General features: G+C 38.9%; 13 protein-coding genes. 5 read left to right on the forward strand and 8 right to left on the reverse strand.

Translation table 11 applies throughout. The features are described from left to right. Nucleotides 1-621: a DUF4230 domain-containing protein gene (locus tag FLAVO9AF_RS00110; protein ID WP_159682227.1), complete on the forward strand. Its 621-nt coding sequence runs from the start codon at nt 1-3 to the stop codon at nt 619-621. Between the two features lie 199 nt (nt 622-820). Here FLAVO9AF_RS00110 and FLAVO9AF_RS00115 read toward each other — a convergent pair whose 3' ends face one another. The 7 genes from FLAVO9AF_RS00115 to FLAVO9AF_RS00145 form a co-directional block, all read right to left on the reverse strand. Then, nucleotides 821-2,584 (reverse strand): aromatic amino acid hydroxylase, encoded by a 1,764-nt coding sequence (locus FLAVO9AF_RS00115; protein ID WP_159682228.1) that lies wholly within the window; start codon nt 2,582-2,584, stop codon nt 821-823. A gap of 379 nt (nt 2,585-2,963) precedes the next feature. Then, complete coding sequence (locus FLAVO9AF_RS00120) at nt 2,964-3,359, reverse strand: group III truncated hemoglobin (protein ID WP_159682230.1); 396 nt, start codon at nt 3,357-3,359, stop codon at nt 2,964-2,966. A 68-nt stretch (nt 3,360-3,427) separates the two neighbouring features. Continuing rightward, nucleotides 3,428-4,672 carry a threonine ammonia-lyase IlvA gene (gene ilvA, locus FLAVO9AF_RS00125; protein WP_159682232.1) on the reverse strand — a complete coding sequence of 415 codons (1,245 nt, stop codon included), beginning with the start codon at nt 4,670-4,672 and terminating at the stop codon, nt 3,428-3,430. Between the two features lie 11 nt (nt 4,673-4,683). After that, entirely contained in the window at nt 4,684-5,112 is a 429-nt protein-coding gene (locus FLAVO9AF_RS00130; protein ID WP_159682234.1) for a hypothetical protein, read from the reverse strand. 309 nt (nt 5,113-5,421) lie between these two features. Continuing rightward, nucleotides 5,422-5,958: a DUF4136 domain-containing protein gene (locus tag FLAVO9AF_RS00135; RefSeq protein WP_159682236.1), complete on the reverse strand. Its 537-nt coding sequence runs from the start codon at nt 5,956-5,958 to the stop codon at nt 5,422-5,424. 178 nt (nt 5,959-6,136) lie between these two features. Further along, complete coding sequence (locus FLAVO9AF_RS00140; RefSeq protein WP_159682238.1) at nt 6,137-8,122, reverse strand: urocanate hydratase; 1,986 nt, start codon at nt 8,120-8,122, stop codon at nt 6,137-6,139. 641 nt (nt 8,123-8,763) lie between these two features. Then, the gene (locus FLAVO9AF_RS00145) at nt 8,764-8,955 is read right to left on the reverse strand and encodes a DUF5522 domain-containing protein (protein ID WP_159682240.1); all 192 of its coding nucleotides are present in this window, start codon (nt 8,953-8,955) and stop codon (nt 8,764-8,766) included. A 101-nt stretch (nt 8,956-9,056) separates the two neighbouring features. On the opposite strand from FLAVO9AF_RS00145, the gene FLAVO9AF_RS00150 reads away from it, so the two are divergent. The 4 genes from FLAVO9AF_RS00150 (at nt 9,057) to hemL (ending at nt 12,553) form a co-directional block, all read left to right on the forward strand. Next, nucleotides 9,057-9,398 carry a hypothetical protein gene (locus FLAVO9AF_RS00150; RefSeq protein ID WP_159682243.1) on the forward strand — a complete coding sequence of 114 codons (342 nt, stop codon included), beginning with the start codon at nt 9,057-9,059 and terminating at the stop codon, nt 9,396-9,398. A gap of 111 nt (nt 9,399-9,509) precedes the next feature. Beyond that, the gene (locus tag FLAVO9AF_RS00155; RefSeq protein ID WP_159682245.1) at nt 9,510-10,400 is read left to right on the forward strand and encodes a 1-aminocyclopropane-1-carboxylate deaminase/D-cysteine desulfhydrase; all 891 of its coding nucleotides are present in this window, start codon (nt 9,510-9,512) and stop codon (nt 10,398-10,400) included. Next, nucleotides 10,397-11,206 carry a glucosaminidase domain-containing protein gene (locus FLAVO9AF_RS00160; protein ID WP_159682248.1) on the forward strand — a complete coding sequence of 270 codons (810 nt, stop codon included), beginning with the start codon at nt 10,397-10,399 and terminating at the stop codon, nt 11,204-11,206. The genes FLAVO9AF_RS00155 and FLAVO9AF_RS00160 overlap by 4 nt, the downstream gene beginning before the upstream one ends. A gap of 60 nt (nt 11,207-11,266) precedes the next feature. Beyond that, the gene (hemL, locus tag FLAVO9AF_RS00165) at nt 11,267-12,553 is read left to right on the forward strand and encodes a glutamate-1-semialdehyde 2,1-aminomutase (RefSeq protein ID WP_159682250.1); all 1,287 of its coding nucleotides are present in this window, start codon (nt 11,267-11,269) and stop codon (nt 12,551-12,553) included. 56 nt (nt 12,554-12,609) lie between these two features. Here hemL and FLAVO9AF_RS00170 read toward each other — a convergent pair whose 3' ends face one another. Beyond that, nucleotides 12,610-13,056, reverse strand: a complete 447-nt coding sequence (locus FLAVO9AF_RS00170; protein ID WP_159682253.1) for a hypothetical protein — start codon at nt 13,054-13,056, stop codon at nt 12,610-12,612. Between the last annotated feature and the right edge of the window lie 34 nt (nt 13,057-13,090).

Raw genomic sequence — 13,090 nt, forward strand, 5'->3', positions numbered from 1 at the left:
ATGTTGAAACGCATTTTAATTGGAGTTGGAGTAGTAGTTATTGGCTTGTTGTTGTTTAAATACTGCGATTTTAAAAAAGAAAAAGAAGACGAGTTCGATTACAATACGAATCTCATTCAGCAACAAATCCTAAATGTGGGGAAATTGGTGGTGACCGAAGGCCATTTCTCGGAAGTCATCACGTATAAGAATTCGAATAAGTACTTTTTGGATATGATTTCTTTTGAAAAGAAGGCGATTGTGATTGTGAATGCCAAAGTAACAGTAGCTTATGATTTGCATCAAATGAAATACGATATCGATGAAAAGAACAAAACCATAACGATTCTTTCCATTCCAAAAGAAGAGATTTCGATTTATCCCGACATCCAATATTATGATGTGGAGCAAAGCAAGCTCAATGAATTCACAGGAGCGGATTACAACAAAATCAATAAAACTGTACGAGCAAATTTGGCCAAGAAAGTAGATAAATCGACACTGAAGTCCAATGCTAAAAATCGTTTGGTAAGCGAAATCTCCAAAATGCTCATTTTAACGAATTCTTTAGGCTGGAAACTACAGTACAATGGTGAAGTCATCGAAACCGAAAGCCAGCTAAAACAGGATTTGAAGTTATAAAGCAAAAGTAAATTACAAAAAATAAATTCCAAATTCCATAAAAAAAACGGTTTACATCGAAAGGTGTTTTTAAAAATTAAACCGCCAATTCGCAAATTTTTATTTCATATTAAAAATTTGCGAATTTGCGGTTATTTTTTGCTATTTGATTGATAAGTAGCAGTTAAACGGGAATCTACACAATCTGTGTTTGTAAATTTTAGTGAACAGTTTCCTCTTTTTCAAAAATCAATTCTAAACCATTTGAAATTAATTGGGCAACCTCAGGACGCTGTTTTTTAAGATTTTCTAAATGAGAAAGAATCTCGGTAAGTAATTGCGTTTCGTTTCTTTCTTTTAAAAGTTCTGCCAATTCTACAGAAAGCAACCAATCATTAGGATGTTCTTGTTTTAATTTTTCAAAAATGGGAGCCAATGAGGTCGTCGTGTCTTTTGTCTCACGGATATTTCGAACGGTATGATACAATACTTCTAAGGCATCTCTTTCTTCTGAGGTTGAAGCTTTGATGGTTTTGCTGCTCGGTACGTGAGCAATCAAATCAAAACTATTCACATCTGCAGGTCCAGAAAAAGCCGAAACTAATTTCTTACCCACCGCCATATCATAAGTTCCCCATTCTGGTTGAAAAAGAACTGTTTCACCGTGGGTAACCGTACAGTTTTTGAAAGAAATTAGGATGATTTCGCCGTGGAGATTTCGTTTCCCAGTTATGATTTCGCCAACTACTTTGATGTTACCTTCAAACTCCAAAGTGGCGGTTTCGCCTTCGTAAATGTCGTATGCTTTTAAGTCACGTGGACTCATATCTTCAATAGCGAGGTTGATGCCTTTGAGTTTGCCAATGGGGCTACCAAAACCTTCTAAGTGAGCAGCAGTTCCATGTCCTACTAATTCTTTTTCACGATTAGCCAAGGCTGTTTTTCCAGTGGTTTGTAGGTAAATCGGTTTACCTTCATATTCAATCACGTTGGTAAAAACACCCGAGATTTGTAAACCAGTACTCAATTCCACAGTTCCCAAAGCTTTGGAATCGATGAGTTTTTTAATGCCAGATAAACCACCTGTTCTCAAAGCCATCGTGTTGGCAAATTCTTCTAGAATTAAGCTCAAGTAAGCGAAATCAGGAGTTACATAGAGTTGCGGTTGCACTTTGGTAATATCAAAACTTTGTTGTGCTGCGCTAAACGTGTAGGGTATTTTTTTGACGTTATCGGTCATGCACCAAGCGCTTTCTCCAATGGAGGAAAGTAAGCCGGCGCCGTATATTTTTGGATTTTCTAATGTGCCAATTAAACCGTACTCCACGGTCCACCAATGTAAGTTTCGGATTTGTGCCATTTCTGATAGCTCACCCATATTGTTTTGCAAATCTTCTACTGCTTTTTCTGCGGCTTCTATTTCGCTTTGTGGGGTTCCCTCGGCTTCTTTTAGAATCGAAAGCAAACGAATGGCTTCATACATTTCGTAATCCTTATGCGAAGAGATGGCTTTGCAACCAATTTCACCAAAACGACGCAAGTATTCGGCATATTCTGGATTGGCAATAATAGGAGCGTGTCCAGCACCTTCGTGAATGATATCTGGAGCAGGAGTGTATTCGATATGTTCTAATTGACGAATATCTGAGGCAATCACCAACACATTATAGGCTTGGAATTCCATAAAAGCGTTGGGTGGAATAAAACCATCTACGGCAACGGCAGCCCATCCAATTTCGGACAATATGCGATTCATACCGTACATACTCGGAATGGAGTCTATTTCTATGCCTGTTTTCTTTAACCCTTCAAGGTAGGAACTGTGGGCGACCTTGGATAGGTAGTCCACGTTTTTACGCATCACATAGCGCCAAACGGCTTGGTTGATGGGCGTGTAGTCTTCGTAATCTTGAGGTTTGATAAACTGTTTCAAATGTTTCGGTAATCGCTCGATTAGGGGATTACTTTCTATTTTTGCATTCATATCGAAATCGGTATAGTTTTTTGTAAAAATACAATTTCGAATGATTATTTTCAGGTTTTTATTGGGTATTTTTAGTAAACCAAGTGTTTTTATAGGATTTTAACAATGGTTTACTTTTTAAAAATAGTCCCAATGAAAGTCCTTTAGCCCCGACAGTAGCGGAAATCCTTTGGTGCCGGGGTTCGGTACCAAAGATTGTAGCGGATGGCGGGAACCCATACTGGCTGATACTGCCTTTTGTTTCGCTCCTGATTGTAGGGCTAATTTTATGTATTGGCTATACTCCTTTTGAAAATGGCACGCGGATGACACAGATTTAAACGGATTTTTTGCTGTTAGAATCCGTTTTGTCCGTTTGTCATTGTTGGATAGTTATCTTTTATTTCAATTGCTCTCTTTCGGCTTTCCTAAAATACTCAATCTTATAGTTGAACATTTCGGCCATATTTTTGGCTCTCAGTTTCGCTTCATCGGCTAGTGGGCCTGCAAACAAACCGTCGATTGTGGTGGTGAAAATCGCCATCCAGCGGTCGAAATGGGTTTTGTCTACGGGCAATTGTTTGTGTGGCGGAAACGGACTTCCCGAATAGGTGTGAACTTCGAGTAAAATCGTTTGCCAAAAGCGGTACATTTTCTCGAGATGTTCTGGCCAGCGTTCGCCTATTTTTTCGTTGAAAACGGGGCCAATGGCCTCGTCTTGGCGCACATTGGTATAGAAGGTATCGACCATTTTTTTGATGTCGTTTAGGTCTTGTATGTCTTGAGTAGGAGTCATAACTGTTTAAAAATTTGGTTTCAAAGGTACTTTTTTACTGGAAAAGGAGCTTGTTTTTTTAGTTTCTTTTAACCAATGAGTTGGGTGAATAAATCCTGTTTTTCGTTGAGGTATTGGTACACAAATCCCATTTTTTTCATATTGTCTTTGATGGCTACAATGTCGTTTGGATTTTTCACTTCTAAACCTACTACCACAGAGCCTACTTCTCGACTGTTCTTTTTAGCAAATTGGAAATAGGTGATGTCATCGTCTGGTCCTAAAATGGTATTGACAAATTCTTTCAATGCTCCAGGACGCTGCGGAAATTGTATCATAAAATAATGCATTAATCCTTCGTAAAGTAATGAGCGTTCTTTGATTTCGGCGGTGCGTTCAATATCGTTATTGCTGCCGCTTACCACGCAAACCACAGTTTTACCTTTGATTTGGTCTTTATAAAAATCCAACGCTGCAATGGTCAAAGCGCCTGCGGGTTCTACGACCATCGCTTCTTCGTTGTACAAACGCAAGATAGTGGTGCACACTTTTCCTTCGGGAACAAGGACGATATCGTCTAGGTTTTTTTGACAAATGGCGAAGGTTTGGTCGCCCACTTGTTTTACGGCGGCTCCATCTACAAATTTGTCTATAGTGTCTAAAGGTGTATTGGCTTGATTGGCAATCGATGTTTTCATCGAAGGGGCACCTTGCGGTTCAACACCAATGATTTTGGTATTTGGGCTAAGGTGTTTAAAAACGGTGGATAGGCCAGAAGCTAAACCGCCACCTCCTATGGGAACAAAAACATAATCGATGGGTTGTTGGTATTGTTCAACAATTTCGAGTCCTACGGTACCTTGTCCTGCAATGACTTTCTCGTCGTCAAAGGGATGGATAAATGCTTTTTGGTTGTCCTTGGCGTCGGCAACAGCTTTGGCATAGGCATCATCAAAGGTGTCACCTGTTAAAACAATTTCGACCCATTTTTTGCCAAAGAGTTGTACTTGTTTTACCTTTTGATTGGGCGTGGTTTTGGGCATATAGATTTTGCCTTGTATTTGCAAAAGATGGCAAGAGTACGCCACCCCTTGTGCGTGATTGCCAGCGCTGGCGCACACAATGCCATTTGTTTTTTCGCTTTCGTTTAAGGATTTTATTTTGTTGTATGCGCCTCTAATTTTATAAGAACGCACCACTTGAAGGTCTTCTCTTTTAAGTAAAATAGTAGCTCCAAATTCTTCTGAAAGATTGAAGTTTTCAGTTAAAGGAGTAGTTGGAACTACGTTGGCTAATTCTTGTTGTGCTTGTTGTATGGATTGAAATAAGTTCATTTTATTTGTTTTTAATTGAATTGTAATGTTGATTTTTTGAGGGTGCTTTGTAGCGCGTAAAAGTGCTCATTGATAATTTTACCACAACAAATCCAATGCTCTTTTTCTTGAAATAAAAAGGAAATAGGATAGTGTGTGATTTGTTCTCTGTCTATGGTTGGAATTTTGAAAAGTATAATTTGATGGGTTTCTAGTTCATTTTCATTTTGGGTGTAACAACAAAAAACCTCGATGATTCGTTCCAAAATAGCCACTATGGTTTTGCTATTCGTTTCGTCATTCCAATAGTCAATCCTGATTTTGTATAGTGAAGTGTGCTCACAAATGTCAACCCAAAAATGGTCGATTTGTAGCTTTTTCCGAGTGAATATCAAGACAATTTTACTGATTAGCGTGGCTTCTTTTTCGCAAAACAGCGTAAGGGTTATTTTTTCTTTCATTGTTATTGTGGTTCATTTTTATTCAAAAAAAAACCTTTCTCAAGTGACGAGAAAGGTTTCATACTTATGCATAACATCCTAACTCGTCAACAAAGACGAATAATAATGATGTTAATAATATTAGTGTTTTGTGTCATAATCTAAAAAAAAACCTCCCAATTGGGAGGTTCTATATTGTTATTGTTAATACTATACAGCGCCTCACATTCTCATCGAATGATAATTAAAATGCTGCTAATAATTGTGTTATTGTTTTTCATATAAAAATGGGATACCGCAAATATAAACAATTATGGTGTTCACCACTATTTATTTTTTCACTGGAGGATATTGTGCTAAAATTTTCCCCACAAATTCAGCAACTACTTCGTCTTTTTTGTCCGTGTTTTTAGTTAAGGTTCCAATACCTTCACCTTGCCAAATCATTTCTTTCTTTTTAGCATCGATGAGGTCGATAAACAAGGTGCCTTCGGTAGAGGTGGAAACGGTGGTTTGGTTGCCACCCATCATCCAAGGATTCCAGCCCCAACCCCAGCCGTAACCCCAACCAGCGTTGAATTGGTTTACGCTAACTTGCTCTCTGGATTTGGTAAAAATATTGATTAACAAATCAGGTGTTTCGCTTTTGGTAAATCCTTTGGCAGTCATTTGTTGGTCAATGGCTCTCAAAATACGTTTTTTGTCCAAATCAGAAATCTCTACTTTGTCAATACCCGCTTTATAATACGCATAGGTTTTGTAAGGAGAAAAATCTACATTTTTGTCGTAATCCGAATATACTCTAACGGAACTACAAGAACTAAAAAAAACAACTAGCACTAAGGCAAATAATGATATAGGTTTCATATGGATATTGTTTAAGTTATTATCTATTATGATTCTCGCTTTCTACTGCAAAATAATCTATTTTCAGTTCAAGATAGTTTTTTTAACATTAGATTATAACTATCAAAATGTTAGTTTAAAACCACCAGTATCTTTCAAAAAACGGATTTGTTATGAAGATTTCAAAGGAAATCCTGTATTATAGCAAATGGTCTTCAACAGCATTCGGAAGCGTCACTTTTAGTAAAGGTTCTACTTCCATAGCGCGTTTGATGGCAAAAATCGCTCCTTCGTTACGCGCCCAGCTTCTGCGAGAAATTCCGTTGTTGACATCCCAAAACAACATTGATGCCAAACGTTTAGAAGCTTCTTTGGAACCATCAAGAACCATACCAAAGCCGCCATTGATAACTTCTCCCCAGCCAACACCGCCGCCGTTGTGAATAGACACCCAAGTAGCGCCGCGGAAACTATCACCAATCACATTATGAATGGCCATATCAGCGGTAAATCTTGAACCGTCATAAATATTCGAAGTTTCTCGGTAAGGCGAATCGGTTCCTGAAACATCGTGGTGGTCACGACCTAAAACCACATAACCTATTTCGCCTTTGGCAATGGCTTGGTTGAATGCTTCGGCGATTTTAGTACGTCCTTCGGCATCGGCGTATAAAATTCGCGCTTGTGAACCTACCACTAATTTATTTTCTTGAGCACCTTTAATCCACTGAATGTTATCCTGCATTTGTTGCTGGATTTCTATAGGGGAGGTTTCAATCATTTTCTCTAAAACGGCACAAGCAATAGCATCTGTTTTGGCCAAGTCTTCTGGTTTTCCTGAGGTACATACCCAACGGAAAGGACCAAAACCATAATCAAAACACATCGGTCCCATAATATCTTGTACGTAAGAAGGGTATTTGAATTCTCTACCAAGCGTTGGATTTTCAGCCATAACATCGGCTCCCGCTCTTGAGGCTTCTAGTAAAAAGGCGTTGCCGTAATCAAAGAAATACGTGCCTTTTGCGGTATGTTTGTTGATAGCCGCTGAGTGACGACGTAATGTTTCTTGCACTTTTTCTTTAAAAAGTTCCGGTTGGTTGGCCATCATTTCATTGGCTTCCTCAAACGAAATGCCCGCTGGATAATACCCGCCAGCCCACGGATTATGCAAAGAAGTTTGGTCAGAGCCCAAATCGATATGCATATTTTCTTGGTCAAAACGCTCCCAAACGTCTACAATATTGCCTAAATACGCAATAGAAACGGTTTCGTTGTTGGTTTTTGCTAAGGCGACACGTTGCACTAAAGCATCTAAATCTTCAATCACTTCATTAATCCAACCTTGGCTGTGACGAATATGGGTGATTTTTGGATTCACTTCGGCGCAAACGGTGATACAACCCGCAATATTTCCCGCTTTGGGTTGCGCGCCACTCATTCCTCCCAATCCAGAAGTCACAAATAAACCGCCTTTTGGATTCTTTTTAATTTTTCTAAAACCATTCAAAACCGTGATGGTCGTGCCGTGCACAATACCTTGTGGACCAATGTACATATAACTTCCAGCCGTCATTTGTCCGTATTGCGAAACGCCCAAGGCATTCATTTTTTCCCAATCGTCTGGTGCAGAATAATTCGGAATCACCATCCCATTGGTCACCACCACTCTCGGCGCCTCTTTATGCGACGGAAACAATCCCATCGGGTGCCCAGAATACATCGTCAACGTTTGCTCATCGGTCATTTCCGATAAGTATTGCATCGTCAAAAGGAATTGTGCCCAATTTTGAAACACCGCGCCATTTCCGCCATAGGTAATCAACTCGTGCGGATGCTGCGCTACGGCATAATCCAAATTGTTTTGAATCATCAACATAATGGCTTTCGCTTGCTCGCTTTTCCCGGGATATTCGTCAATCGGACGTGCGTACATTTTATAATCAGGACGAAAACGGTACATATAAATACGACCGTATTGCTCTAATTCTTCCGAGAATTCAGGCACTAATTCCGAATGATGTTTCGGGTCAAAATAACGCAACGCATTGCGCAACGCCAACTTTTTTTCTTCTGCCGTCAAAATTTCTTTACGTTTCGGCGCGTGATTTATGGCCGCATCATAAGGCTTAGGTTGTGGTAATATATCAGGAATTCCTTGTTGGATTTGTTCTTTAAATGTCATCTTTTTTTTGTTTTTACAATCGAAAATAAAATAATAGCGATACTTTTTAGTAAGATTTGGGCGAGACCCCAATACCCCAAGTGGCCTATGCAGCGTTGTCGTGATGCGGCCACTTGTGGTATTGCGGTCGGGCTATCCACGCTACTTCGGTAGCCAGTTCCTATCCCTCTCGCGACCCGTAGACCAAGGACTTTTTGCTTCCAAAACTTCTTGGGCAGTATATCGTCACCCTCTAGTTGGTTAAAAACCGACTAAGGATACCTAATGTCCGACCGGTGGTAGGACTTGTATATTTTGATTCTGTATTGTAAAGAAAGGACATCCATTTCTTAGCGTTTTTTTATATTTTGAGTTCAATCATTTCATCGAGACTTGTGAACTTTGGTAAGTCTAATATAATTTGCTTTCTTCTTTCATCACCAAAGAAACACACCCCCGACCCCTATAACTCCCTTTTTTATTTTTTTGGAGTCGTTGAATCTTCGATTTCGAGAAGGGAGTAGTAGCTGCATTGAAATCGCGAATCTTTTGTTTTTTGTGCTTTCTGCTTTTACCGCCCTAAATCTGAACACTAAAAACTGAGCACTGACCACTAATTTCTGCCTTCTTCAATCTGCCTTCTATTTTCTATTCTCTATATTCTATTTCCCTACCTCTGTCTTCTTAAATTCTCCCGTTTTCTTATCATAGCCATACGGACAATGACGGCAACCGCTTTTGCAGCAATAACCTCTTTTTAGGTGATGCTTTTCGGTAAAACATTTATAGCCTTCGGGAGTAAAGTAAAAATCTTCACCCTCGATTAATTTATTTTCATTACTTTGCTCTAACATAAGCGACTTGTTTTTTGGGGATGTTCGTGCTACTAGAACGAATGGTGTTTTCCTTAAATAAAAGGCTGCAACAGTTGCAAATCTATAAATTTTAAAGCGAAATGATTCTTATTGTTGCTAAATATTTAATTCCAAAAGGATATAGCGGCCTCGCTGCTTTTCCGTTTGTGCTAGTTAAAAAAGAAGGCTACAAAGAAAATCGCATTTTCATCAATCACGAAAAAATACATTTGCGTCAACAACTCGAATTGCTGATTGTCCCTTTTTTTATTTGGTACAGCCTAGAGTTTTTGCTGAGATGGTATCAATACAAAGATAAAAATTTGGCGTATCGGAACCTGAGTTTTGAACGCGAAGCTTATGCGAACGAATCCAATTTGAGTTACCTTGAAACGAGGAAATATTTTAGTTTTTTAAACTATTTGCACACAAAAAGAAATTAAAAGCCTATTTAACCGCAAGGTTCGCAAAGAAAGCGCAATGACCGCAAAGCTTAGTGAACTTTGCGTAAATCTTTGCGAACCTTGCGGTTAATTTTATAAAATCTATACACTTTGAATCAAGAAATAACATACGAATTGCCCAATGGAATTACTCTTGAGATAAAAAGGGAGGATTTACTTCATCCTTTTGTCTCAGGCAATAAATTCCGAAAACTAAAATACAATGTACTCCAAGCCAAAGCCGAAAATCAGTCGGTTTTGCTCACTTTTGGAGGCGCTTTTTCCAATCATATTGCTGCTGTGGCGTATGCCGGAAAAGAGCAAGGTTTTGAAACTATTGGTATAATTCGAGGGGATGAATTACGTTATAAAATTTCGGAGAATCCTACCTTGTCTTTTGCTCAAGAATGCGGAATGCGTTTTGAATTTGTCACCCGTGAAGCCTATCGTCATAAAACAGACGCTGCTTTTATTGAAGAACTTAAAGCACAATTCGGGTCTTTTTATTTGGTTCCCGAAGGTGGTACCAACGATTTGGCAGTCAAAGGATGTGAAGAAATCCTAACCGAGCTAGATGCCGATTTTGATTTTGTTTGTAGCGCTGTTGGAACGGGAGGCACCATTTCGGGACTCATTAACAGTGCTTTGCCGCATCAAAAAGTTTTGGGATTTCCAGCGTTAAAAGGGGATTTTTTACAAGATGAAATTCGTAATTTTGTCCAAAATAAAAATTGGGAGCTCCAAATCGACTATCATTTTGGAGGTTATGGTAAAGTAACCACCGAATTTATCGAATGGATGAATTGGTTTTATGCACAAACGGGTATTCCGTTAGACCCAATTTATACTGGAAAAATGGTTTTTGGCGTTATGGATTTAATCCAGCGCAACTATTTTCCACCAAAATCCAAAATTCTGATGATTCACACCGGTGGACTCCAAGGAATTGCGGGTATGAATGCCAAATTAAGAAACCAAAACAAACCGATTTTAGTACTATGATGAAACAAATTTTCTGCCTGATGGTATTGCTGTTTTTGGTAAGCTGTAACAGTACTAAACCGGTTACTCAAACCCATAAAAAAAACACAACTCCCGCTAAGAAAACAGTCGTTTATACTAAGACGCCATCTGCTAATGGTGTTGCCACTAAAAGATTAGAGGTGGTCAATCAGTACATAGAACAATACAAAGGAATTGCAATGAGCAATATGAAAAATTTTGGCATTCCTGCGAGTATAATATTGGCACAAGGAATTTTAGAATCGGGTGCTGGGAAAAGTAGTCTAGCAGTCAATTCCAACAATCATTTTGGTATCAAATGTCATAATGATTGGGAAGGAGAATTTGTACACCAAGATGATGATTCAGAAAAAGAATGTTTCCGAAAATATGAAGACCCTGCGGGTTCTTATAAAGACCACTCTAAATTTTTGACAACCAAAAAACGATATGCCTCTCTTTTTTCGTTGGCGAAAGGAGATTATGTGGCTTGGGCTATGGGATTGCGAGCCGCTGGATACGCCACCGACCCGCTGTATCCTGAAAAACTGATAGCCTATATTGAACGCTATGATTTACATCAGTACGATAGTCAGGTTTTGGGAAAAAGTGGGGTAAATTATCCCGTTTCGAGTCGAGTAGACAACCAAGGGGTAAACGGTGATGGAACGTTGTATGAAGTCCAAAAGGGCGATACGTTGTATTCCATTTCCAAAAAATTCAATGTTTTGGTCGAAGATTTACAACGTAAAAACAACTTAACAGACAACGCCATTTCAATTGGGCAAAAATTGATTGTTAAGTAAAATAGCCGTTGGTTAAAGCTGATATTTTAGAATTAAAAATACTTTATAAATAGTAAAAATATGATATACCAAAGAAGCAGTCAGCTTTTTGCTGAAGCGGAAAAAGTAATTCCAGGAGGCGTAAATTCGCCAGTACGAGCTTTTAAAGCCGTGGGTGGTACTCCAATTTTTGTAAAAAGAGCGCAAGGAGCGTATTTATATGATGAAGATGGTAACCGATTGATTGATTACATTAATTCTTGGGGACCTATGATTTTGGGTCACGCTTACGAACCCGTTGTGGATGCGCTAACGGAACGTGCCAAATTAGGAACCTCTTTTGGAATGCCTACGGAATTGGAAACTAAAATTGCTGCTTTGGCAGTTGCTATGGTGCCGAATATCGATAAAATTCGTTTTGTGAATTCGGGGACAGAAGCTTGTATGAGTGCCATTCGTTTGGCGCGTGGCTTTACCAAAAGAGATAAAATCATCAAGTTTGCAGGTTGCTATCACGGTCATTCCGATTCGTTTTTGATTGCAGCGGGTAGTGGCTTAAGTACTTTTGGAGTACCTAATAGTCCTGGAGTAACAGAAGGAACGGCTAAAGATACTTTGTTGGCTCGTTACAACGATTTAGAAAATGTTAGCGCTTTGATTGCTGCCAATCCCAATGAAATTGCAGCCATTATTGTAGAACCCGTTGCGGGAAATATGGGTTGTGTACCACCACTCAACGGATTCTTAGAAGGCTTACGTGAGTTGTGTTATGCTAACGGAATATTATTGATTTTTGATGAGGTAATGACTGGCTTCCGTTTGGCAGCAGGTGGAGTTCAAGAATTATACGGCATTCAAGCGGATATCGTTTGTTTTGGAAAAGTAATTGGTGGCGGATTGCCAGTAGGGGCTTTTGCTGCTCGTGAAGAAATTATGAATTACTTGGCGCCACTAGGTCCCGTGTATCAAGCTGGAACATTATCTGGGAATCCGTTAGCGATGGCGGCTGGATTGGCGATGTTAGAAGCCTTAAATAACGACAGAGCAGTATTTCAACGATTGGAAGATAAAACTTCTTATTTAGAAGCAGGAATTCGTAAAGTACTTACCGCAAATGGTGTGGTTTTTACCATCAATAGAGTAGGTTCTATGATTTCGGTTCATTTTGATGCGGCGCCTGTTGTCGATTTTCAATCGGCTGCTAAAGGAGACAATGCCACCTTTAAAAAATTCTTCCACGGTTTGCTGCAAGAAGGAATTTACATTGCACCATCGGCTTATGAAACGTGGTTTATTACCGATGCGTTAACTTATGAAGATTTAGATTTCACCATACAAGCTATTGATAAAGTATCGAAGACTTTTTAAGAAATAGTAGCACAACAAAAAAGGGAGTTTCTTGCTGTAGAAACTCCCTTTTTTTATTAATAATCACCTTTATGTCTTCGTCTTTCTTCTCTTTTCTCGAGCATTTTTTCTTTTCTAATTTCACGGTCGTTTTCCCATTTGGTGTATTGTTCAGGGGTTAAAATCGACTTCATTTTGGCATCATTTGCTTCTTTTTCGGCTTTCATTTTTTTAGCCATTTCTTTTCTTTCTTTAGCAGAAGCTAGTAATTGCTCGTCTTTTTTGGCTTCTCTTTTGGCTTTAAAATCAGCTGCTTTTGCGCTTTGCTCTGCCAATAATTTTTTTACTTCTTCTTGTTGTTTGGCATTTAGATTTAAATCCGTAGTCAATTTGTTTAAATGTTTCTCCTGACGTTGTTCTGGAGTCAATTTTTCCATTTCGTCACGATTTGGTCTTTCTCTTCTTTGCTGTGCGACACTGCTTAAACTTACTACCAATAAGGCAGCCATAATTACTTTTTTCATCTTACTTTCGTTTTTTTGATTTATACTGATAAGA

It is taken from the genome of Flavobacterium sp. 9R (genome assembly GCF_902506345.1).
In the GTDB taxonomy this organism is placed as follows: domain Bacteria; phylum Bacteroidota; class Bacteroidia; order Flavobacteriales; family Flavobacteriaceae; genus Flavobacterium.

What these genes read in the sequence shown, in the direction of transcription:
- FLAVO9AF_RS00110 (WP_159682227.1), top strand. Translation starts at nt 1, where the DNA reads ATGTTGAAACGCATTTTAATTGGAGTTGGAGTAGTAGTTATTGGCTTG.
- FLAVO9AF_RS00115 (WP_159682228.1), bottom strand. Translation starts at nt 2,584, where the DNA reads ATGAATGCAAAAATAGAAAGTAATCCCCTAATCGAGCGATTACCGAAA.
- FLAVO9AF_RS00120 (WP_159682230.1), bottom strand. Translation starts at nt 3,359, where the DNA reads ATGACTCCTACTCAAGACATACAAGACCTAAACGACATCAAAAAAATG.
- ilvA (WP_159682232.1), bottom strand. Translation starts at nt 4,672, where the DNA reads ATGAACTTATTTCAATCCATACAACAAGCACAACAAGAATTAGCCAAC.
- FLAVO9AF_RS00130 (WP_159682234.1), bottom strand. Translation starts at nt 5,112, where the DNA reads ATGAAAGAAAAAATAACCCTTACGCTGTTTTGCGAAAAAGAAGCCACG.
- FLAVO9AF_RS00135 (WP_159682236.1), bottom strand. Translation starts at nt 5,958, where the DNA reads ATGAAACCTATATCATTATTTGCCTTAGTGCTAGTTGTTTTTTTTAGT.
- FLAVO9AF_RS00140 (WP_159682238.1), bottom strand. Translation starts at nt 8,122, where the DNA reads ATGACATTTAAAGAACAAATCCAACAAGGAATTCCTGATATATTACCA.
- FLAVO9AF_RS00145 (WP_159682240.1), bottom strand. Translation starts at nt 8,955, where the DNA reads ATGTTAGAGCAAAGTAATGAAAATAAATTAATCGAGGGTGAAGATTTT.
- FLAVO9AF_RS00150 (WP_159682243.1), top strand. Translation starts at nt 9,057, where the DNA reads ATGATTCTTATTGTTGCTAAATATTTAATTCCAAAAGGATATAGCGGC.
- FLAVO9AF_RS00160 (WP_159682248.1), top strand. Translation starts at nt 10,397, where the DNA reads ATGATGAAACAAATTTTCTGCCTGATGGTATTGCTGTTTTTGGTAAGC.
- hemL (WP_159682250.1), top strand. Translation starts at nt 11,267, where the DNA reads ATGATATACCAAAGAAGCAGTCAGCTTTTTGCTGAAGCGGAAAAAGTA.
- FLAVO9AF_RS00170 (WP_159682253.1), bottom strand. Translation starts at nt 13,056, where the DNA reads ATGAAAAAAGTAATTATGGCTGCCTTATTGGTAGTAAGTTTAAGCAGT.